A 20,112-nucleotide genomic window follows, 5' to 3' on the forward strand; every position below is an offset into this window, starting at 1 on the left:
CCGGCCGAGACCCCGAAGGGTCCGGCCGGCCCGGCCGATCCGATCCCGTGACACCTGAAAGGCCCCGGCGCACGCGCCGGGGCCTTTTGGCGTGAAGCGCCCTGTCCCGCGCCCCCCGCGCGCCGTACGGTTGCCCTCCTCCCGAGCGAGGAGAACACGTGAGTGGTACACCCGACGGCAGGGCCCCCGTGGACCCGACGGCGACGGAGGCGGGACGCCTGCTGTGCGCCGGCACCTACCTCGACCCCGCCTACCGCGACCGGGTGATCGAGGAGCTGTACGTCCACGAGGAACGGTTCCCCGCGCCCTCCTACGGGTTCGACGCCGCCCGCGTCCTCGCCCACGCCCTGCGCGCGCTGCGCACCGAAGTGGCCTGGTCGGCGGGGATCGTCGCGGTGTGGGTGCTCGGCCTCCTCCTCACCCGCGCGTTCTTCCTCTTCCTGCTCGTCCCCGCGCTGCTCCTGAGCGGGGCGGGCCACCTCAAGAAGCGCCGTGAGCGGACCGGCCGCGGCGTCCGGTTCTTCGAGTGGATCCTGCGCGCCTGCGCCGCCTACCTCCTCGGCCGGATCCTGTGGGGCGTGCTCCGCGGCTTCTTCTCGGACGACGCGGGCTTCGGGGGCTTCGGGGGCAACCCGGACCTGAGCTATCTCGGCCTGTACCTCGGGCACGTCCTGGAGGTCGATCCGCTCGGCGTCTTCACGGAGGTGCCCCGGATCGGCCAGGGCTACGGCGAGGCCTACTCGTGGACGGTCATCCTGATCGCGGTGCTGGTCACGCTGCTCGTCTACTTCCAGCGCGGGCACTTCGCGCACACCATCAACTCCAAGCTCAGCCGTGAGCACTACGCGGACTGGGAGGCCGACCCGGTCGGGGGCCCGCGCTTCCACCGGGCCCAGGACCGGATCCTGCGCCTGCAGCACGCCCAAGTGGTCCTGTATGACATCGACAACCCGTTCTGCGGGGCGGGCCAGCCCCGTCTGCCGTGGCAGCTGACGGTGGAGCTGCGCCCGCGCGCCGGAGCGGGGGCCCGCCGCCTCGACAACGCGGGGATCATCGAGCGGATCCGGCCCAGGCTGGAGGCCCTGCGGGTGCCCTCGCCGGGCGGCTCCGAAGATGCGGAGGCGAGCGTCCTGGACCGGCTGCGCGAGCTGGTCATCGACGAGTGCGTGTTCCTGCCAGCCGCCGGACTGCCCGACGTGGACGCGGCCGACGTGTCGCAGGAGGCCTTCGCCGAGCACCGCGCCGCGGCGGTCGAGGAGGGCGGGGAGCGGCGCCGGCACTTCCTGCGCGTCCGGATCGGCGGCTGGGACGAGAACCTCGTCATCACCGTCTTCATCCGGGTCCACACGCAGGGCGGCATGCTGATGCTGGAGGTCGCGCCGCACGTGCTGCTGCCGGTGCGGCCCGATTTCCAGCGGGCCGACGACATCGCCCGGCGCCACCGTCGCAACACCCCCGTCGCCAAGGCGCTGCTGGCCCTCAGCAACGCCCCCGGCTCGCTCGGCGTCGCCCTCGCCACCCTCGGCAGGGCCTGCCGGGTCCCGTGGCGGCTGGCGACCGCCGGGCACGGCGTCGCCTACGCGGCGGGACCGGCCGCGTCCGTACGCGAACTCGCCTCGAAGCAGGAGCCGTCGCTCTTCCAGCTGATGGACCTGGACCGGTACGTGAAGACGATCCAGGAGCGCATCGTCGGCGGGGTGACGCAGGCGCTCCACGACGCGGGCTGGCACACCGAGGAGTTCGCGGAGCGCGCGGTCAACGTCGCGGAGGGCGGGGTGTTCATCCAGTCGGTGAGCAACAGCGCCTTCGGCATCAACGGAGTGAGCCACAACAGCACGGTGAACCAGGGCAAGGACACGTCGGACCGCAAGGACGGGCGCGTGCGCGCGGGCAAGGAGAGCAGAAGTGGCCAATAGCGAAGGCGAAGGCGCCGGGCTGCCCTCGGTGCGGATCGGCGAGGTACGGGGAAGCGCCTTCAGCATCGGCGGTACGAACGTCGGCAACAGCACGGTCAACCACGCCGGTACGGGGGCGGACGCCGGCGCCGCCGGGCCGAGCGCCCAGGAGCTGCTGGAGGCCGTACGAGACCTGCGCGCGGCCCTCGTACGGCTGCCCCGCAGCGACGGGAGGACCGCCCTCGACGCCGAACTGGACTCGGCGGCCGAGGAGTTGGAGGCGGCGGGCGAGGAGGTCCGGCCGGGCCTGCCCGCCCGGCTGCGCGGGGCGCTGGAACGGTGGGCCCCGCTGGTGGAATCGGTGAGCGCGGCCACCGCGCTGGCCGCCCTGCTGACCTCGTTCGGGGGGTGATCAGTGGCCCCGGGGAGCGGCCCCGCCCGCTGGAACCCGCAGTCGCAGCAGTGGGAGCGCCCGCAGGGCCCGGAGCGGCCCCGCCGGGGGCGTCCGGAGCCCGGGGCCGGGCGTGCGGAGCCGCGTCGCGCGGAGCCCGGGCCCGGCGGGGGACCGGGGCTCCCGCCGATGCCGGCCTACCCGCCGGGCACCGAGCCTCCGGGCGGCCATCCGCCGGGCGCCGAGCCGCGCAGCCCGTGGGCCGCTCCGGAGGGCGGGGAGCCCCGGGACACCCCGCCCGCGCGGCGCGCGGGGCGCCGGTGGGGGCTGCGGCTGGGCATCGCCGTCGGCGTGGCGGTGGTCGTCGGCGGGGCCGCGCTGGCGGCCCCGTACCTGACGGCGGACCGGGCGGCCCCGCCCGACGGGTACAAGGTGCTGCGCAGCGCCGGGGCGGGCTTCCAGGTCGCGGTCCCGGACGACTGGCAGCTCAGCTCGTCGGAGAGCGGGACCGCGGCCGGCACGGTGTTCCGCCCCGAGACGGGCCGGGACAAGCTGCTCCAGGTCTTCCGGGTGACCGGCGGCCCCGACAACCCGTGCGAGGTCCTGGTCGAGGGCACCAAGGAGCTGAGCTCCCGGGACGGCTTCCGGCGGATCTCGCTCGAATCGAGGGACACCACCGGCTGCGAGATCGTCTACGAGCTCCCCGACGGGGGCCTGAACGAGACCATTCACGCCGTCGGGCGGCTGACCGTCGCGTCCGACGGCAGCCGCTGGGTGCTCATGGGCTTCGGCCCGGTGGCCGAGGCCAAGGCCGTCCGCACGCGCATGGCGGCGGCCCTGGGCTCGTTCCGGCCGGACTGACGGCGGCCGCCGGTCCGGCCGCGGCCACGCCGCCGGACCGGCCGCCGGCTACTTGAACATGCCCGGGGTGTAGTGGCCCGGGACCATGCGGGTGGTGACCGCGAAGCGGTTCCAGACGTTGATCGTCGAGATCACGGCGATCAGGTGGGCGAGTTCCTTCTCGCCGAAGTGCTTCGCCGCCTTCTCGTACACCTCGTCGGGAACGAATCCCTCGGTCAGGACGGTCACGGCCTCGGTCAGTTCGAGCGCGGCCACTTCCTTCTCGGTGTAGAAGTGGCGCGACTCCTCCAGGGCGCTGAGCTGGATGATCCGCTCGACGCTCTCGCCGGCGGCGAGAGCGTCCTTGGTGTGCATGTCCAGGCAGAACGCGCAGTGGTTGAGCTGCGAGGCGCGGATCTTGACCAGTTCGATCAGGGCCGGGTCCAGGCCCTTCCTCGCGGCCATCTCCAGGCTCACGATCGCCTTGTAGACCTCGGGTGCGTGCTTGGCCCAGCCCATGCGGGGGGTGTGCTCGGGTGCGTGTGCGGTGGTGTCTTCGTACGTGGTGGTCATGCGTCCACTTTAAGAAGCAGGCGGCCCGCCCGTATGGTCCATATCCATGAAGGAATCTTGGGCCAATTCCGATGCGGGGGCGAATGGCGCGGGCACCGGTCCCGCTGCCGATTTCGGCGCTGACCTGCACCTGGACCTCTCCGCCGGGCGCGGCCTGCGCGCCGGGCTCGTCGACGCGCTGCGCGAGGCCGCGCGCAGCGGGCGGCTGGCTCCCGGGACCAGGCTGCCGTCCTCGCGGACCTTCGCCGCGGACCTCGGGATCGCCCGGAACACCGTCGCGGAGGCGTACGCCGAGCTGGTCGCCGAGGGCTGGCTGACGGCCCGCCAGGGCTCGGGCACCCGGGTCGCGGAACGGGCCCGGCCGCTGCGGCCCGCGGGGTCCGCCCGGGTCCGCCACCCCGCACCCAAGCGGCACTCGTACAGCCTGGTGCCCGGCACCCCGGACCTGGGCGCCTTCCCGCGCGCGGCCTGGCTGACGGCGGCCCGCCGGGCCCTGGCGGAAGCGCCGAACGACGCCTTCGGGTACCAGGTCGACGCGCGCGGCCGGGTGGAGCTGAGGGAGGCGCTCGCCGGGTACCTGGCGCGGGCGCGCGGGGTGTACGCGGATCCGGAGCGGATCGTGCTGTGCGCGGGGTTCGCGCACGCGCTGATGCTGCTGGCGGGGGTGCTGCGGGCGCGCCGGGTCCGGGACGTGGCGGTGGAGGGGTACGGCCTCTACATGCACCGGGAGACCCTGACCAAGGCGGGGCTGCGGACCAGGCCGCTCCCGGTCGACGACGCGGGGGCGCGCACCCCGGACCTGTCGGGGCCGGTGGGCTCCGGCGCCGGGGCGGTGCTGCTGACGCCGGCGCACCAGTTCCCCACCGGGGCGGCGCTGACCCCGGCCCGCCGGGCGGCGGCGGTCGACTGGGCCCGGAGCACGGGCGGGATCATCGTGGAGGACGACTACGACGGGGAGTTCCGCTACGACGGCCAGTCGGTGGGCGCGCTCCAGGGGCTGGACCCGGACCGGGTGGTCTACCTGGGTACGGCGAGCAAGTCGCTCGCTCCGGGGCTGCGGATGGGGTGGATGGTGGTGCCGCCGGGGCTGCTGGACGAGGTGGTCGCGGCGAAGGGGCGGACCGACTGGACGTCGAGCGCGGTGGACCAGCTGACGCTGGCGGAGTTCATCCGGTCCGGGGCGTACGACCGGCACGTGCGCGGCATGCGGCTGCGGTACCGGCGGCGCCGCGACGAGCTGGTCGCGGCCGTCTCCGGCCGGGTGGCCGTGTCGGGCATCGCGGCGGGCCTGCACGCGGTGCTGGACCTCCCGGCGGGGACGGAGGCGGGGGTGCTGCGGTCCGCGGCCTGGCAGGACCTGGCGGTGGTGCCGCTGTCGTTCTTCGCCCACCCGGACGCGGAACTCCCGCGGCGGGAGGCCCTGGTGGTCGGCTACGGCACCCCGCCGACGAGCGCCTGGTCGGCGACGCTGACCGCCCTGCTGGCCGCTCTGCCCTAGGGCGTGTCCGCAAAGTCCCGCCTGCCCCGCGGCGTCCGGCACGCGCTCTCGGCGCACCGGGCGAAATCCCGAGTACGTCCAGTACACGGGCTTCCGCCCGGCACACCGAGAGCACGCACCGGACGCCGCGGGAGCGCCCTTCGGGCGCACGGCGCTACTTCGCGGACACCCCCTAGGGGTGTCCGCAAGGTCCCGCCTGCCCCGCGGGAGCGCCCTTCGGGCGCACGGCGCTGGTTTCCGGACACCCCCCAGGCGGTGCCTTCGGCGGGGCGGCTTCAGGCCGCGGCGGGGCCGGGGGCGGCGGGCGGGGCCGTCGCCGGCGGTTCGCCGAAGCGGGCCAGCGCCAGGGCACCGGCCACCGCCACCGCGAAGCCGAGGACCGCCAGCCAGGTCAGGCCCTCGCGGGTGCGGTCGCCGAGCCAGACCACGCCCACCACCGCCGGGCCGATCGTCTCGCCGAGCACCATGCCCGCCGTGGCCGCCGTCACCGAGCCGCGCTGGAGCGCCGAGGTGAGCAGCAGGAACCCGGCGCCCCCGCCCAGCAGCAGCGCGTACAGGGCCGGGTTCGCGAACGCCGCGAGCGAGACGTCGTCGATGAGGCGGACCGCCACCTCCACCACCCCGAAGCCCGTCCCCGACGCCAGGCCCAGGACCAGCGCCCGCGAGCGGTCCGGGAGCCCCCCGGCCACCGCCCCCACCAGCAGTACCAGCCCCGCCACCGCCAGCAGCCCCAGCTGCAGCGCGAACGACCCGGTCCCCGAGCCCTCCTCGCCCGAGGCCAGCCCCAGCATCGCCAGCCCCGCGCACACGGCCCCCACCGCGCCCCACTCGGCCCCGCTCAGCGGTACGTGCAGCAGCCGCGCCGAGACCACCGCCGTCACCGCGAGGCTGGCCGCCAGCGCCGCCCCCACCGTGTAGATCGGGATGTTCCGCAGCGCCACGATCTGGAGGAGGAATCCGGCCGCGTCCAGGCCCAGGCCCACCACGTACCGCCACTGCCGGGCCGCCCGCAGCAGCAGCGCCGCGTCCACCCCGGACCCGGTCCCCGGCTCCGCCGCCCGCGCGGCCATCGCCTGCAGCACCGACGCCGTACCGAAACAGACCGCCGCACCGAGTGCGCAAACCATCCCAAGGAGCACGAAAAGACTCTAGATCATGGAGGTCGTGAGGGGGTTTCGACGGCCGGATTCCATCGGTTCGCCGCCCCGTTCTAGTCTGTCCGCCATGGACGACAGCAGTACGGGCAGCAGAGCAGGCGACAACACCACCACCCGACGACGCATGCGCTCCGGCGGCGTCGCCCTCGGCGGCATGGGGCTGCTCGCCGCCGCCCTCGTGGCCTGCGGCAGCAGCAGCGAGCCCGACAAGCGCTGCGCGGACCGCGTCACCCTGGAGAAGCTGAACACCAAGGAGTGCAAGAGCGGCGGCCGCGGCTCGTACTACTACGGCGGCTCCGTCGCGAGCAACAACCGCGTCAGCGGCGGCAGCTTCGACAAGTCCGCCGTCACCCGCGGCGGCATCGGCGGCAGCCACAAGAGCTCCTCGGGCGGCTGATCCAGCGTGCAGCGCCACACCATCGAGCCGCGCCCCGACTGGCAGAAGACCGTCGAGGAACAGGGGCTGATCTATCCCCTCACCCGCTTCCCCGACGACTCCCTGCGCCCCTACTGGGACGAGAGCGCGTACTACTCCTTCTCGCTCCCCGAGGTGGAGGCGCTGGAGAACGTCGTCGAGGAGCTGCACGCCATGTGCCTGGCCGCGGCCGCGCACATCGTCGAGCACGACCGCTTCGCCGACCTAGGCATCACCGACCCGAAGCTGGCCGCCCTCATCGCCGAGTCCTGGCGCCGGCGCGCCGAACAGCCTTCCCTCTACGGCCGGTTCGACCTGCGCTACGACGGCGCCGGCGGCCCGGCCAAGATGCTGGAGTACAACGCCGACACCCCCACCTCCCTCGTGGAGGCGGCCAGTCCGCAGTGGTTCTGGATGGAGGAGCGCTTCCCGGGCGCCGACCAGTGGAACTCCCTCCACGAGCGGCTCGTCGAGGCCTGGCGCCGGCAGGCGGAGCTGCTGCCTCCCGGCCCGCTGCACTTCGCGCACTCCGAGACCGACGAGCTCGGCGAGGACCTGATGACCGTCGCCTACCTCCAGGAGACCGCCGAGCAGGCGGGCCTGGAGACCGAGGCGCTGTCCGTCGAACAGATCGGCTGGGACAGCCTGTCGGGCCGGTTCGTCGACCAGAAGCTCGGCTTCATCCGCAGCTGCTTCAAGCTCTACCCGTGGGAATGGCTGGCCACCGACGCCTTCGGCCCGCAGGTCCTCGGCACGTACGACCACGGCGGCGGCTCCGGGACCACCGCCTGGATCGAGCCGCTGTGGAAGATGCTGCTGTCCAACAAGGCGCTGCTGGCGATCCTCTGGGAGCTCTTCCCGGAGCACCCGAACCTGCTGCCCGCCTACCTCGACGGACCCCGCGAGCTCGCGGACACGACCGGGTACGCGGCGAAGCCGCTGCTGGGCCGCGAGGGCGCGGGGGTCACCCTGCACCCGGCCGGCGGCGCCGAGCCCTTCACCCCGGCCGAGGGGGAGACGTACGTCTTCCAGGGGCTGGCCCCGCTGCCCGACTTCGACGGCAACCGCGTGGTGCTCGGCGCGTGGGTGGTCGAGGAGGAGGCGGCGGGTCTGGGCATCCGCGAATCGGCGGGCCCGGTGACGGACGAGTACGCCCGCTTCCTGCCGCACGTCATCCTGTAGCGCCGCCGCCGCCGCCGCCGCGGGCCCGGCCGGACGGCCGGCCGGGCCCGCGGCGCACGCGTCAGCCCGCGGCCAGCACCTCGCGCAGCTGGTCCAGGCCCCAGTCCAGGTCCTCCTTGCCGATCACCAGCGGGGGCGCGATGCGGATCGTCGACCCGTGCGTGTCCTTGACCAGCACGCCCCGCTCCATCAGCGCCTCGGAGATCTCCCGGCCGGTGCCGTGCGCCGGGTCGATGTCGACGCCCGCCCACAGCCCGCGCCCGCGTACGGCCGTCACCGCGCCCCCGCCGACCAGCAGGTTCAGCTCCCGGTGCAGGTGGTCGCCGAGCTCGGCGGCGCGCTGCTGGTACTCGCCGGTGCGCAGCATCGCGATCACCTCCAGGGCGACCGCGCAGGCCAGCGGGTTGCCGCCGAAGGTGGAGCCGTGCTCGCCGGGCCGGAACACCCCGAGCACGTCCCGGTCGGCGACGACGGCCGAGACCGGGACCACGCCGCCGCCCAGCGCCTTGCCGAGGATGTACACGTCCGGGACGACGTCCTCGTGCTCGCACGCGAAGGTCTTCCCGGTCCGGCCGAGGCCCGACTGGATCTCGTCCGCCATGAACAGGACGTTCCGCTCGCGCGTGAGCTCCCGTACGCCCTGCAGGTAGCCGGCGGGCGGCACCAGCACCCCGGCCTCGCCCTGGATCGGCTCCAGCAGCACGGCCACGGTGTTCGCCGTGACGGCCGCCGCCAGCGCGGTGAGGTCCCCGTACGGAACGATCTCGAACCCGGGGGTGTAGGGCCCGTAGTGGTCGCGCGCCTCGTGGTCCGTCGAGAAGCTCACGATGGTCGTCGTACGGCCGTGGAAGTTGTTGGCCGCGACCACGATCTTGGCCTGGCCGTCCGGCACGCCCTTGACCTCGTAGCCCCACTTGCGAGCGGTCTTCACGGCCGTCTCCACGGCCTCCGCACCGGTGTTCATCGGCAGCACCATCTCCTTGCCGCACAGCGCGGCGAGTTCGCCGCAGAATTCGGCGAACCGGTCGTGGTGGAAGGCCCGCGAGGTGAGGGTGACCCGCTCCAGCTGCGCCTTGGCCGCATCGAGCAGACGGCGGTTGCCGTGGCCGAAGTTGAGCGCCGAGTAGCCCGCGAGCATGTCCAGGAACCGGCGGCCCTCCACGTCCGTCATCCACGCGCCCTCCGCGGTCGCCACGACGACGGGCAGCGGGTGGTAGTTGTGCGCGCTGTGCGCCTCGGCGGAACGCAGGGCTTCAGCAGTGGTCGACACGGGGTCTCCGATCGTCGGTGCGGGCGGGATGGAGGTGACGGGGGCGATGGAGGCGACGGGGGTGGCGTCACCGGCGTCACGTCACCTTGTATACGGCTATACGTCGCTCGTATACCGGACGGGGAAACCTTTCTTGTGGACCGCCCGCTAAGGTGAGCGGTACGCACGGCGACTGGCGTACGGAGAACCAACTCCGGGGGAGTCGTGCGCGCACGACCGCATACAGGGCCGCTCGCCTGGGCCTCGCGGGGACGAGAACTGACATCGACCCCGGAGGAGCCGCCATGAGTGCGAGCCGCCACCCCGCCCTGACCGCCGTCGACCCCGAGCTGGCGTCCTTCGTCGCCGCCGAGGAGACCCTGCAGGCGCAGACCCTGCGCCTGATCCCCAGCGAGAACTACGTGTCCGCCGCCGTGCTCGAAGCCTCCGGCACGGTGCTGCAGAACAAGTACAGCGAGGGCTACCCGGGCCGCCGCTACTACGAGGGCCAGCAGAACATCGACCGCGTCGAGGCGCTGGCCGTCGAGCGGGCCAAGGGCCTGTTCGGGGTGGACCACGCCAACGTCCAGCCGTACTCCGGCTCTCCGGCGAACCTCGCGGTGTACCTGGCCTTCGCGAAGCCGGGCGACACGGTGATGGGCATGGCCCTGCCGATGGGCGGGCACCTGACGCACGGCTGGGGGGTCTCGGCGACCGGGTCGTGGTTCCGGGGCGTGCAGTACGGGGTCTCGGCCGGGACGGGCCTGATCGACTACGACGCCGTGCGCGACCTCGCGCTGGCGGAGCGCCCGAAGATCATCTTCTGTGGCGGCACCGCGCTCCCGCGCACGATCGACTTCGAGGCGTTCTCCTCGATCGCCCGGGAGGCCGGCTCGGTCCTCGTCGCGGACGTGGCGCACATCGCCGGCCTGATCGCGGGCGGGGCGCACCCCTCGCCGGTCGGGCACGTGGACGTGGTCTCCACGACCACGCACAAGACGCTGCGCGGGCCCCGGGGCGCCATGCTGATGTGCAAGGAGGAGCACGCGAAGGCCATCGACAAGGCGGTCTTCCCGGGCCTCCAGGGCGGTCCGCACAACCAGACGACGGCGGGCATCGCGGTGGCCCTGCACGAGGCGGCGCAGCCGTCGTTCGTGACGTACGCGCACGCGGTGGTCGCCAATGCCAAGGCCCTGGCCACGGCCCTGCTGGCCCGGGGCTTCGACCTGGTGTCGGGCGGTACGGACAACCACCTGATCCTGATGGACCTCACCTCGCGCGGGGTGCCGGGGAAGGTGGCGGCCAAGGCGCTGGACCGCGCGGGGATCGTCGTGAACTACAACACGGTCCCCTTCGACCCCCGCAAGCCGTTCGACCCGTCGGGCATCCGCATCGGCACGCCGTCCCTGACCTCGCGGGGCCTGGGGACGGACCACATGCCGCTGGTGGCGGAGTGGATCTCCCGGGCCGTGGACGCGGCCGCGAAGTCGGACGAGCCGGCCCTCGCCGCGATCCGCGCGGAGGTCGCGGACCTGATGGCGGCCCACCCCGCCCCGGGTCTCCCGCTCTCCTGACCGGTCCCCTCCCCGGGGCCGCGGCCCCGGGGGGTTTCCGGACGGGTGAGGACCGGCGGGGCCGCCGTACCTGAGAGAATGAAGCCATGGCTTCTGATCGTCCTCGCGCGCTCTCCGGCATCCAGCCCACCTCCGGCTCGTTCCACCTCGGGAACTACCTCGGAGCCATCCGCCAGTACGTCGCCCTGCAGGAGACGCACGACGCGTTCTACATGGTCGTCGACCTGCACGCGATCACCATGCCGCAGGATCCGAAGGATCTGCGCGCCAATACCCGCCTCTCCGCGGCCCAGCTGCTCGCCGCCGGCCTCGACCCGGACCGCTGCACGCTCTTCATCCAGAGCCACGTCCCCGAGCACGCACAGCTCGGCTGGGTCATGAACTGCATCACCGGCTTCGGCGAGGCCAGCCGGATGACCCAGTTCAAGGACAAGTCGGCCAAGGGCGGTGTGAACAGCGCGAGCGTCGGCCTGTTCACGTACCCGATCCTCCAGGTCGCCGACATCCTGCTCTACCAGGCGAACGCCGTCCCGGTCGGCGAGGACCAGCGCCAGCACATCGAGCTGACCCGCGACCTGGCCGAGCGCTTCAACCAGCGCTACGGCCGGACCTTCACGCTCCCGGCCGCGCACATCGTCAAGGAGGTCGCGAAGATCTACGACCTCCAGGACCCGTCGATCAAGATGTCGAAGTCCGCGTCCTCGCCCAAGGGTCTGATCAACCTCCTCGACGAGCCCAAGGTCACCGAGAAGAAGATCAAGAGCGCGGTCACCGACACCGAGGCCGAGATCCGCTTCGACATCGAGAACAAGCCCGGCGTCAGCAACCTGCTCACGATCTACTCCACCCTCACGGGCGAGTCGATCCCGGCCCTGGAGGCCTCGTACGAGGGCAAGGGCTACGGCGCGCTGAAGACCGACCTGGCGGCCGTGATGGTCGATTTCGTCACACCCTTCAAGCAGCGCACCCAGGAGTTCCTGGACGACCCGGAGACCCTGGATTCCATCCTGGCCAAGGGCGCGGAGAAGGCCCGGGCGGTCGCCGCCGAGACCCTGGCACAGGCCTACGACCGCCTCGGTCTGGTGCCCGCGAAGCACTGACCGCCGGAGGCCCTGGCAATCCGGGGGGTGCTGGCCCCACACTGGGTCGGCAGGACCCGTACGCAACCCGTACGCGACCCGTACACACCAGAACGACGGAGGAGACATACGTGGGGACCGTAACGCTCGGCGTTTCGATCGCGGTCCCGGAGCCGTACGGCAGCCAGCTCCAGCAGCTGCGCGCCGGCTTCGGGGACGCTGCCGCGCACGGCATCCCCACGCACGTCACCCTCGTACCGCCCACCGAGGTGGAGGCGGACCGGCTGCCGGAGATCAGGGCCCACCTGGCCGAGGTCGCGGCCGCCTTCGGCCCCTTCGGGATGCGGCTGGAGGGGACGGGAACCTTCCGCCCGCTCTCGCCGGTCGTCTTCGTCCAGGTCGTCGAGGGCGGTACGGGCTGCACCCGGCTCCAGGGCCTGGTCCGCGACCCGGCCGGGCCGCTCAGCCGGGAGCTGGCGTTCCCGTACCACCCGCACGTCACGGTCGCCCACGGGATCTCCGAGGAGGCGATGGACCTGGCGTTCGCCACCCTCGCCGACTACGCGGCGCAGTGGACCTGCACCGGTTTCGCACTCTACGAGCAGGGCTCGGACGGGGTCTGGCGCAAGCTGCGTGAATACCCTTTCGGCACGGGCCCGATCGCCGGAGTCCCGGCGCAGCTGGGCTCACCGGTCGATGAGGCGGCGCCGGCCGCCGGGGCCGCGGGCGACGGCGCCGTACGCCGCTCCTGACGCAGGGGCCCGAGGGTCTTGCGGGCGTGGAAGCGGAGCGTACGTAGGACCAGAGTGGGGAATGAACAGCCCGTCGGAAGCACTTCGCGAAAAGTCACAATCGACGACCGTAGTGCCCAAACCCGGCAATCCCGGCTATTTCCGTCTCCTCATTTACCGTGACCCCATGGACTGGCTGACGAAACTCCCGGTGATCGGCCCGCTCGTGCTCCGCCTGATGCGGACCCACGCCTGGCACTCCTACGAACGCCTCGACCGGGTGCACTGGAGCCGGCTCGCCTCCGCGATCACCTTCATCAGCTTCCTCGCGCTCTTCCCGCTGCTCACCGTGGCCGCCGCCGTCGGCGCGAGCCTGCTCAGCAAGGAGCAGCTGGACCGGCTCCAGAAGAACCTCGCCGAACAGGTCCCCGGCATCTCCGACCAGCTCGACATCAACGGCCTCGTCGCCAACGCGGGCACGGTCGGGCTCGTCGCCGGCGCCCTGCTCCTCGTGACCGGCATCGGGTGGGTCGGCTCGATGCGGGACTGCCTGCGCGCGGTGTGGGAGAAGGACGACGAGGACCAGGGGAACCCCATCCTCCGCAAGGGGAAGGACGCGCTCGTCCTCTTCGGCCTGGGCGCCGTGGGCCTGGCCTCGGCGGCCGCCTCGATCCTCGGCTCCAGCGCGGTCGGCAAGTTCGGCTCCTGGCTGGGCGTGCCGCAGCAGGGCGCGGGCGGCGCGCTCCTGCGCAGCGGAGCCTTCCTCGTCGGCGTCCTCGCCGCCTTCCTGATGCTGCTGTACGTGCTGACCCTGCTGCCCGGCGTCGAACCGCCGCGCCGCCGCCTCGTCCAGGCCGCCCTCCTCGGCGCGGCCGGCTTCGAGCTGCTGAAACTGCTGCTCAGCGGCTATATGCGCGGGGTCGCCGCGAAGAGCATGTACGGGGCCTTCGGCGTGCCCGTCGCCCTGCTGATCTGGATCAACCTGATGGCGAAGCTGCTGCTGTTCTGCTCCGCCTGGACGGCCACCGGCGCCGACGCGGACGGCGACGGCGCGCAGGACGCGGAGGAGCCCGAGGCCCCCGCGAACACGGGGACCACGGGGACCACGGGGAAACCGGAGGCCACGGGGACCACGGAGGCCTAGGACACCTGGTCCCCGCCGCCGCCGGCGCCGCCGCTGCGGCGGCCGCGCGGACTGCGCGGCCAGCGCCGGTTAACCGCGTACGCCCCGCCCGCGATCACGGCCAGCGCCCCGCCCGCCACCCCGAGCGCGGTGCCGACACCTCCGCCCGCGCCCGCGCCGGCCGCCGACGAGTCGTGCTCGTGCGACTGGGCGGGGGAGCCCAGCGAGGAGGTGTCCGCGCTCTTCGGCGGGACCAGCTCGCCCACCGGCTTGACCTTGCCGATCGCCGCGAAGCCCCAGTCGAAGAGGTCGGCGGTCTCCTCGTAGACCGAGTTCAGCCCGCCCGCGGCCGGGTTCATCACCGTGACCAGGAGCTTCTTGTTGCCCTGCTGCGCCGCGCCGGTGAAGGTCGACCCGGCCATGGTCGTGTTGCCGTTCTTCACCCCCGCGATGCCCTTGTACGGGGAGAGCCCGCCGGAGCCCGTCATCAGCCGGTTGGTGTTCTGGATCTCGAAGTACTCCCGCGGCTTCCCGGCCTCCTGGCGTCCCGGGAACTTCGCCTCCGCCGTCCCGCAGTACTCCCGGAAGTCCTGCTTCTGCAGCCCGGAGCGGGCGATGAGGGTGAGGTCGTACGCGCTCGACACCTGCTCGGGGGCGTCGTACCCGTCCGGGGACACCACGTGCGTGTCGAGGGCCTGGAGCTCCTCGGCGTGCGCCTGCATGTCCTTGACGGTCTTGTCGATGCCGCCGTTCATGGCGGCCAGCACGTGCACGGCGTCGTTGCCGGAGCGCAGGAACACCCCGAGCCACAGGTCGTGCACCGAGTACTCGTGGTCCTCCTTGACGCCGACCAGGCTGGAGCCCGCGCCGACGCCCTCCATCTCCTGCTCGGTGACCTTGTGGACCTGGTCCTTCGGGAGGCTCGGCAGCACCGTGTCCGCGAAGAGCATCTTCAGGGTGGACGCCGGGGGCAGCCGCCAGTGCGCGTTGTTGGCGGCCAGCACCTCGCCGGTGTCGGCGTCGGCCACGATCCACGAACGCCCCGTCAGACTCGTCGGCAGGGCGGGGGCCCCGGCGAGCGGGTTGACCTGCACCCCCGGCTTGCCGAGGAGGCTCCCGCCGACGGTGGACATCGACGCCGGCGGCGCGGCCGCGGCCGGAGCCTTGGGCGGCTGTCCCTTCCCGTCCGGCGGCGGGGTGGGCGCGGCGTGCGCGGGCACCACGAGCATCGCGGGGACGAGCAGCCCGGCGGAAAGGACCGTCAGCGCGGTCTTCTTTGCAGACACGCAGGTGAAAGTACATCCCGATCGGCTCTCCGCCGCCAGGGACCGGCCAACATGGCCGAACCACCGCCGGTACAGCCCACCCCGACGCGTCCGTCCCGGGGACCGAACCGATACTTGGGGCATGAAACTCAGCCGCGCCGTCTCCTGGTTCCTGCTCGCCTTCGGAGTGTGGAGCTGGTTCATCTGGGCAACTTTCGTCCGGAACCTGTGGAAGGACGCCAGTGGTCTGGCATTCGACGCGGCGGGCGAGCCGACGGCCTACTTCTGGGTACACCTTCTCCTGGCCATCGCCTCCTTTCTCCTGGGGACGGCCGTTGGTGTGATCGGGTTGCGCGGAGTCCTCGCGCTGCGGCGTGAATCACGCCGGGGTCCGGACGCGTGAAGATCCTGCTCTTCGCGGTGATCGCGCTGGTGGTCCTGGCCCTGCTGGTGCTGGTCCACCGCTGGCTGTGGGTCCGCCTGGTCCGCGATACGACGGGTCCGGGCGGCACGGCGCGCCGCATCGGCACCACCCTCGCCTTCACGCTGCCGCTCCTCTCGCTGGCCGCCCTCGTCTCGGGCCGCGCGGGGGCCCCCTTCTGGCTCCAACAGTCGGTGGCCTGGCCGGGTTACATGTGGCTCGCGGTCCTGCTGTACCTGAGCCTGGCGATGCTCCTCGCGGAGCCCGTCCGGGCGTTCCTGCTCCGCCGGCAGCCGCGTACGGCGCATGCCAGCGCCCCTGCCCCGGCCGGCACCCCCGACACCCCCGTCCCGGCCGGCGCCCCTGCCCCGGCCGCCACGCCCGCCACCGACCCCGGCACCCCCGCCACCGACCCGGCCTCCCCGGCCGCGCCGACGCGGGCCCCGGCCGAAGCGGCCGAGCCGGACCGGGCCAACCCCGCCGGGGCGACCCGCCGCCAGTTCGTCGCGCGAGCGGTCGGCGGCGCGGCCGCCCTCGCGGCCACCGGCACCGTCGCCCACGGCACCTACGGGGTCCTCCGCGGCCCCCGCGTCAAGCGGGTCCACGTCCCGTTGGCGAAACTGCCCCGCGCGGCGCACGGCTTCCGCATCGCCGTCGTCAGCGACATCCACCTCGGCCCCGTCCTCGGCCGCGCCCACACCACCCGCATCGTCGAGACGATCAACCGCACGCAGCCCGACCTCATCGCCGTCGTCGGCGACCTCGTCGACGGCAGCGTCCACGACCTCGGCAGCGCCGCCGAGCCCCTGCGCCGGCTCTCCGCCCGCCACGGCTCGTACTTCGTCACCGGCAACCACGAGTACTTCTCCGGCGCCGGACAGTGGGTCGACCACGTCCGCGAGCTCGGCCTCACCCCCCTGGAGAACGCCCGCCGCTCCCTGCCGTACTTCGACCTCGCCGGCGTCAACGACGTGGCGGGCGAGACGGAGGGCCACGGCCCGGACTTCACGGCCGCCCTCGGGGACCGCGACCCGTCCCGCACCGCCGTGCTCATGGCCCACCAGCCGATCGTCATCCACGACGCGGTCCGCCACGGGGTCGACCTCCAGCTCTCGGGCCACACGCACGGCGGCCAGCTCTGGCCCGGCAACTACCTGGCCGAGCTCGCCAACCCCACCGTCGCCGGGCTGGAGCGCTACGGCGACACCCAGCTCTACGTCTCGCGCGGCGCCGGCGCCTGGGGGCCGCCGGTCCGGGTCGGGGCCCCGTCCGACATCACGGTCGTCGAACTCGCCTCATACCAGGCGTGACCGGGCGCAACCGGTAACGACCCGCCGTGAACCGGCCTTCCCGAGGCTGAAATTCCGTGATGGGATGACCGTTAATCGGACATGGGGATCCGGTGAGCGAGTCAAACCATGGCATTTTCATGGGTGGGGTGGGGTCAAGGGTGAAGTCTGTCCGCACGAAGGTCATCGCGGCGGGGCTGGTGATCGGCGCGGCCGGCGTCGGCGCCTGGCAGCTGCTTCCGGAGGAGGGCCGCGGCAGCGGGACCGCCCTGCGGGTCGGGACGAGCGACGTGGTCTCGTCCCTCGACCCCGCCGGGGCGTACGACGCGGGCTCCTGGGCCCTGTTCAGCAACGTCTACCAGTCGCTGCTGACCATCAAGACCGGCTCCGACACCCCGGTCCCGGACGCGGCCTCCGCCTGCAAGTTCACCGGCGCGCAGCTCACCACGTACCAGTGCGAGCTCCGCCCCGACCTGAAGTTCTCGAACGGGCGCGCCATCACCGCCGAGGACGTCAAGCACTCCTTCGACCGGATCAAGGCGATCAACTCCGACCAGGGACCGGCGCCCCTGTTCAACACGCTGCAGTCGGTCAAGGCGGACGGCCGCACCGTCACCTTCACGCTCTCCGCGCCCGACGCCACCTTCCCCTTCAAGATCGCGACGGGCGCCGCCTCGATCGTCGACAAGGAGAAGTACCCGGCGAACTCGCTCCGCCAGGACGGCAGGGTCGACGGCTCCGGCCCCTTCACCCTCGGCGCGTACCAGGCCGGCACCAGTGCCGAGCTGAAGCCCAACCCGGCCTACCGCGGCCAGTCCAAGCAGCCGGCCAAGACGGCCGTCACCGTCCGGTACTACAAGGACTCGGCGCAGCTCAACCAGGCCTGGACCGAGCACCAGGTCGAGGTCGCCCACCGCGACATGCCGCCGGAGGTGCTCGCGGGCCTCAATCCGGGCCTGAAGGACACCAAGTACCAGGCCTCCGGCGGTTCCGAGACCCGCAGCATGGTCTTCAACGTCCGCCCCGGGTCCACGACCGCGCCGCTCGCCGTGCGCCAGGCGATCGCCGCCGTCATCGACCGCTCCAAGGTGGCCGGCGAGATCCACCGCTCCACGGTGACCCCGCTCTACTCCCTCGTCCCGGCCGGCATCTCCTCGCACAGCACCCCGTTCTTCGACACGTACCCCTCGCCCAACGGCGCGGCCGCGAAGAAGCTGCTCAAGGACGCCGGGATCACCGCCCCGGTCTCCATCACCCTCGGCGTGAACACCCGCGGCCCGAACGTCGCGGAGGCCGACGAGATCGCGAAGCAGCTCACGGCCACCGGCCTCTTCCAGATCAAGATCAAGGCCGTCGACCAGTGGGCCGACTTCCAGAAGGCGTACGCGGCCGGCGAGTTCGACGCCTACACCATCGGCTGGATCGCCGACTTCCCGGACGCGGACAACTTCCTCGCCCCGCTCGTCGGCGCCGACTCCAGCATGAACAACGGCTTCTCCGACAAGGGGATCGACTCCCTCATCGCCCGGACCCAGTCCTTCTCGGACCGCGGCCAGGCCGCCGCCGACTTCCGCGAGCTCCAGAAGCTGGTCTCCCAGCACGTCCCGATGCTGCCCATCTGGCAGAAGAAGGACTACGTGATGTCCCGCGACGCCGTCTCCGGAGCCCAGTACCTCTCCGACGGGACCGGTGTCTGGCGCCTGTGGGAGCTCAACTGGCTGTAGCCGGTCCGCCCGCCGAGGGGTCGAAGTCGGCATCCGGGTCGGATGCCCGCTTCTTCTTCGACACCACCGTCTGCGCCATCCCCGGCAGGAAGTCCGCGAACAGCTCGTGGACCTCGCGCACCAGCGGCCGCAGCACCCGGAACCGGGCCAGGACGATGCCCCGCGTCGTCAGCTGCGCGCCGCGCTCGGCGAGCCGCCGCGTCTTCTCGCTGTTCGGGGACCGGTCGAAGACCCAGTACAGGACGAGTCCCATCTGCGAGAGCCACATCAGCTCCGGCAGTACGTCGGCCAGTTCGGCCGGGACCTTGGTCTTCGCGCCCGCCAGCACCTCGCGGTGCATGTCGATGGCCTGCTTGCGGGCCGGCTCCGACTCCGGGGAGAAGGGGCTGAGCGGACTCTCCGGGTCCGCGGCGTTCTTGAAGAACTGCGAGGCGAACTCGTGGTACGGCGCCGCGATGTCGAGCCAGCTCGTCAGCACGCCCGCGAGCCGCTTCTGCAGATCGGTCTCGCTGTCCAGGATCGGCCGGACCGCGGCCAGGTGCGCGGCGCCGATCCGGTCGTAGAACCCCTGGACCAGGTGTTCCTTCGACTCGAAGTAGTAGTAGGCGTTGCCGACCGAGACCCCTGCCTCCTTGGCGATGGCCCGCATGGTCGTCTTGTCGAAGCCGCGCTCCTGGAAGAGGCGGAGCGCGGTTTCGAGGATGAGCGTGCGGGTCTGCTCGCTCTTGGGAGCCTTCTGATCAGTCACGGTGTACGAGCCTAGCCGGGTACGGAGCAGTGGTCGCCACAGGCCGGGGTCTCCGGCTCCGCTTCGCTCTCCGCGCCGGGCTCGGTCCGCACGGCCTGGCGCCACGCGGAGGCCGTGTACATGGCCGCCCGGGCGAAGGGCCGGCCCGCCGCGGTGGCGAGCCAGTTCGCCTTCGGCCGGTGCTCCGCCAGCGCCCACAGACAGACGATGAAGGCGTCGGTCCCGGTCCACACCTGCCCCGCGTCCCCGATGACGGTGATCTCGCGGAGCGTCGACGCGTGGTCGAGCTGCGGGAACTTCCCCCGCGCCGCGAAGGACCCGGCCGGGATCAGCCGGAGCGGCACCAGCCAGCGCTGCCCGAGGAGCCAGTGCCGGATGTGGACGCAGAGCGGACAGTCGGCGTCGTAGAGCACGGTCAGGTGCCGGGTCGCCCGCGCCGTCGCGGCCGTGGTGGCCGTCGTGGCCGTCGTCATCGCTCAGGCCCCGGCCGGAGCGGTCCACCCCTGCGGGGCGACGGGCGGGGTCTGCTGGCGCTCCATGATCCCGCGGCGGCGCATCTTGTTCAGCACCCAGACGTTGCCGAGGTGCATGACGCCGAGGACGAGCAGGACGACGCCCAGCTTGACCGACAGGGCCTCGAAGAGTTGGCGGGCCGAGTCGATGCCGACGTCCGAGCGCAGGTAGAGCGTCACGAAGCCGATGTTGACGAGGTAGAACCCCACCACCAGGAGGTGGTTCACGGCGTCCGCGAGCTTCTCGTTCCCGTGCAGGACGTCGGCGATGAAGATGCGGCCGTTGCGGCTGAGCGTACGGGCGACCCAGACGGTCAGTCCGATGCTGATGAGCAGGTAGATGACGTATGCGACGACGGTGAGGTCCATTGCCTCTGCCCCCTTGAACGTGTTCAACTCGTTGGCAGGACTGACTGTAGACCTCTTTTTGAACAGGTTCAAGCCTT

At 72.4% G+C, this 20,112-nt stretch carries 20 protein-coding genes and 1 riboswitch; of the genes, 13 read left to right on the forward strand and 7 right to left on the reverse strand.

From position 1 onward, the window contains the following. Positions 1-158: 158 nt before the first annotated feature. From ACFYZS_RS17150 to ACFYZS_RS17160, 3 genes are all read left to right on the forward strand, one after another. On the forward strand, positions 159-1,916 hold the full coding sequence (locus ACFYZS_RS17150; RefSeq protein ID WP_389012495.1) for a hypothetical protein: 1,758 nt from the start codon (positions 159-161) through the stop codon (positions 1,914-1,916). Next, the gene (locus ACFYZS_RS17155) at positions 1,906-2,307 is read left to right on the forward strand and encodes a hypothetical protein (RefSeq protein ID WP_389012498.1); all 402 of its coding nucleotides are present in this window, start codon (positions 1,906-1,908) and stop codon (positions 2,305-2,307) included. The genes ACFYZS_RS17150 and ACFYZS_RS17155 overlap by 11 nt, the downstream gene beginning before the upstream one ends. A 168-nt stretch (positions 2,308-2,475) precedes the next feature. Then, a complete protein-coding gene (locus tag ACFYZS_RS17160; RefSeq protein ID WP_389012501.1) occupies positions 2,476-3,147 on the forward strand; it encodes a hypothetical protein in 672 nt (223 codons plus the stop codon). Between the two features lie 48 nt (positions 3,148-3,195). On the opposite strand, the gene ACFYZS_RS17165 is transcribed toward ACFYZS_RS17160, so the two are convergent. Then, positions 3,196-3,699: a carboxymuconolactone decarboxylase family protein gene (locus ACFYZS_RS17165; RefSeq protein ID WP_389012504.1), complete on the reverse strand. Its 504-nt coding sequence runs from the start codon at positions 3,697-3,699 to the stop codon at positions 3,196-3,198. Positions 3,700-3,745: 46 nt separating this feature from the next. Between ACFYZS_RS17165 and ACFYZS_RS17170 the strand changes: the two genes are divergently transcribed. After that, positions 3,746-5,197, forward strand: a complete 1,452-nt coding sequence (locus ACFYZS_RS17170; protein WP_389012507.1) for a PLP-dependent aminotransferase family protein — start codon at positions 3,746-3,748, stop codon at positions 5,195-5,197. A gap of 275 nt (positions 5,198-5,472) precedes the next feature. Here ACFYZS_RS17170 and ACFYZS_RS17175 read toward each other — a convergent pair whose 3' ends face one another. Then, complete coding sequence (locus tag ACFYZS_RS17175) at positions 5,473-6,324, reverse strand: hypothetical protein (protein WP_389012686.1); 852 nt, start codon at positions 6,322-6,324, stop codon at positions 5,473-5,475. A 97-nt stretch (positions 6,325-6,421) separates the two neighbouring features. Between ACFYZS_RS17175 and ACFYZS_RS17180 the strand changes: the two genes are divergently transcribed. Both ACFYZS_RS17180 and ACFYZS_RS17185 read left to right on the forward strand, forming a co-directional pair. Continuing rightward, on the forward strand, positions 6,422-6,751 hold the full coding sequence (locus ACFYZS_RS17180; RefSeq protein ID WP_389012510.1) for a hypothetical protein: 330 nt from the start codon (positions 6,422-6,424) through the stop codon (positions 6,749-6,751). Positions 6,752-6,757: 6 nt separating this feature from the next. Then, positions 6,758-7,951: a glutathionylspermidine synthase family protein gene (locus ACFYZS_RS17185; protein WP_389012513.1), complete on the forward strand. Its 1,194-nt coding sequence runs from the start codon at positions 6,758-6,760 to the stop codon at positions 7,949-7,951. Between the two features lie 61 nt (positions 7,952-8,012). Here the strand turns inward: ACFYZS_RS17185 and rocD are convergent, their stop codons facing one another. Next, positions 8,013-9,221: an ornithine--oxo-acid transaminase gene (gene rocD, locus ACFYZS_RS17190; RefSeq protein ID WP_389012516.1), complete on the reverse strand. Its 1,209-nt coding sequence runs from the start codon at positions 9,219-9,221 to the stop codon at positions 8,013-8,015. Between the two features lie 158 nt (positions 9,222-9,379). Then, positions 9,380-9,470: riboswitch (ZMP/ZTP riboswitch) on the forward strand. A gap of 35 nt (positions 9,471-9,505) precedes the next feature. On the opposite strand from rocD, the gene glyA reads away from it, so the two are divergent. From glyA to ACFYZS_RS17210, 4 genes are all read left to right on the forward strand, one after another. Then, positions 9,506-10,774 (forward strand): serine hydroxymethyltransferase, encoded by a 1,269-nt coding sequence (gene glyA / locus ACFYZS_RS17195; protein ID WP_389012519.1) that lies wholly within the window; start codon positions 9,506-9,508, stop codon positions 10,772-10,774. 86 nt (positions 10,775-10,860) lie between these two features. Beyond that, the gene (gene trpS, locus ACFYZS_RS17200; RefSeq protein WP_389012522.1) at positions 10,861-11,874 is read left to right on the forward strand and encodes a tryptophan--tRNA ligase; all 1,014 of its coding nucleotides are present in this window, start codon (positions 10,861-10,863) and stop codon (positions 11,872-11,874) included. A gap of 110 nt (positions 11,875-11,984) precedes the next feature. Next, positions 11,985-12,605: a 2'-5' RNA ligase family protein gene (locus ACFYZS_RS17205; RefSeq protein WP_389012525.1), complete on the forward strand. Its 621-nt coding sequence runs from the start codon at positions 11,985-11,987 to the stop codon at positions 12,603-12,605. A 166-nt stretch (positions 12,606-12,771) separates the two neighbouring features. Next, positions 12,772-13,728 carry a YihY/virulence factor BrkB family protein gene (locus ACFYZS_RS17210; RefSeq protein ID WP_389012528.1) on the forward strand — a complete coding sequence of 319 codons (957 nt, stop codon included), beginning with the start codon at positions 12,772-12,774 and terminating at the stop codon, positions 13,726-13,728. Here ACFYZS_RS17210 and ACFYZS_RS17215 read toward each other — a convergent pair. Next, the gene (locus tag ACFYZS_RS17215; RefSeq protein ID WP_389012531.1) at positions 13,725-14,993 is read right to left on the reverse strand and encodes a D-alanyl-D-alanine carboxypeptidase family protein; all 1,269 of its coding nucleotides are present in this window, start codon (positions 14,991-14,993) and stop codon (positions 13,725-13,727) included. The genes ACFYZS_RS17210 and ACFYZS_RS17215 overlap by 4 nt on opposite strands. Positions 14,994-15,114: 121 nt before the next feature. On the opposite strand from ACFYZS_RS17215, the gene ACFYZS_RS17220 reads away from it, so the two are divergent. The 3 genes from ACFYZS_RS17220 to ACFYZS_RS17230 all read left to right on the forward strand — a co-directional run bounded on the left by ACFYZS_RS17220 (position 15,115) and on the right by ACFYZS_RS17230 (position 18,406). Continuing rightward, positions 15,115-15,375 carry an SCO4848 family membrane protein gene (locus tag ACFYZS_RS17220; protein WP_030154873.1) on the forward strand — a complete coding sequence of 87 codons (261 nt, stop codon included), beginning with the start codon at positions 15,115-15,117 and terminating at the stop codon, positions 15,373-15,375. Between the two features lie 5 nt (positions 15,376-15,380). Next, a complete protein-coding gene (locus ACFYZS_RS17225; RefSeq protein WP_389012689.1) occupies positions 15,381-16,703 on the forward strand; it encodes a metallophosphoesterase in 1,323 nt (440 codons plus the stop codon). 140 nt (positions 16,704-16,843) lie between these two features. After that, positions 16,844-18,406 carry an ABC transporter substrate-binding protein gene (locus ACFYZS_RS17230; RefSeq protein ID WP_389012534.1) on the forward strand — a complete coding sequence of 521 codons (1,563 nt, stop codon included), beginning with the start codon at positions 16,844-16,846 and terminating at the stop codon, positions 18,404-18,406. Here the strand turns inward: ACFYZS_RS17230 and ACFYZS_RS17235 are convergent. From ACFYZS_RS17235 to ACFYZS_RS17245, 3 genes are read right to left on the reverse strand one after another with little or no spacing between them, the layout of a single operon-like run. After that, positions 18,393-19,154: a TetR family transcriptional regulator gene (locus ACFYZS_RS17235; RefSeq protein ID WP_389012537.1), complete on the reverse strand. Its 762-nt coding sequence runs from the start codon at positions 19,152-19,154 to the stop codon at positions 18,393-18,395. The two genes, ACFYZS_RS17230 and ACFYZS_RS17235, sit on opposite strands and share 14 nt — an antisense overlap. An 11-nt stretch (positions 19,155-19,165) precedes the next feature. Then, the gene (locus ACFYZS_RS17240) at positions 19,166-19,627 is read right to left on the reverse strand and encodes a thiol-disulfide oxidoreductase DCC family protein (protein WP_389012540.1); all 462 of its coding nucleotides are present in this window, start codon (positions 19,625-19,627) and stop codon (positions 19,166-19,168) included. Between the two features lie 3 nt (positions 19,628-19,630). Beyond that, positions 19,631-20,035, reverse strand: coding sequence for a hypothetical protein (locus ACFYZS_RS17245; protein WP_389012542.1), 405 nt, complete (start codon positions 20,033-20,035; stop codon positions 19,631-19,633). Positions 20,036-20,112 lie beyond the last annotated feature (77 nt).

The organism is Streptomyces sp. NPDC001903 (assembly GCF_042891345.1).
Lineage (GTDB): Bacteria > Actinomycetota > Actinomycetes > Streptomycetales > Streptomycetaceae > Streptomyces.

What these genes read in the sequence shown, in the direction of transcription:
- ACFYZS_RS17160 (WP_389012501.1), top strand. Translation starts at nt 2,476, where the DNA reads ATGCCGGCCTACCCGCCGGGCACCGAGCCTCCGGGCGGCCATCCGCCG.
- ACFYZS_RS17165 (WP_389012504.1), bottom strand. Translation starts at nt 3,699, where the DNA reads ATGACCACCACGTACGAAGACACCACCGCACACGCACCCGAGCACACC.
- ACFYZS_RS17170 (WP_389012507.1), top strand. Translation starts at nt 3,746, where the DNA reads ATGAAGGAATCTTGGGCCAATTCCGATGCGGGGGCGAATGGCGCGGGC.
- ACFYZS_RS17175 (WP_389012686.1), bottom strand. Translation starts at nt 6,324, where the DNA reads ATGGTTTGCGCACTCGGTGCGGCGGTCTGTTTCGGTACGGCGTCGGTG.
- ACFYZS_RS17180 (WP_389012510.1), top strand. Translation starts at nt 6,422, where the DNA reads ATGGACGACAGCAGTACGGGCAGCAGAGCAGGCGACAACACCACCACC.
- glyA (WP_389012519.1), top strand. Translation starts at nt 9,506, where the DNA reads ATGAGTGCGAGCCGCCACCCCGCCCTGACCGCCGTCGACCCCGAGCTG.
- trpS (WP_389012522.1), top strand. Translation starts at nt 10,861, where the DNA reads ATGGCTTCTGATCGTCCTCGCGCGCTCTCCGGCATCCAGCCCACCTCC.
- ACFYZS_RS17210 (WP_389012528.1), top strand. Translation starts at nt 12,772, where the DNA reads ATGGACTGGCTGACGAAACTCCCGGTGATCGGCCCGCTCGTGCTCCGC.
- ACFYZS_RS17220 (WP_030154873.1), top strand. Translation starts at nt 15,115, where the DNA reads ATGAAACTCAGCCGCGCCGTCTCCTGGTTCCTGCTCGCCTTCGGAGTG.
- ACFYZS_RS17240 (WP_389012540.1), bottom strand. Translation starts at nt 19,627, where the DNA reads ATGACGACGGCCACGACGGCCACCACGGCCGCGACGGCGCGGGCGACC.
- ACFYZS_RS17245 (WP_389012542.1), bottom strand. Translation starts at nt 20,035, where the DNA reads ATGGACCTCACCGTCGTCGCATACGTCATCTACCTGCTCATCAGCATC.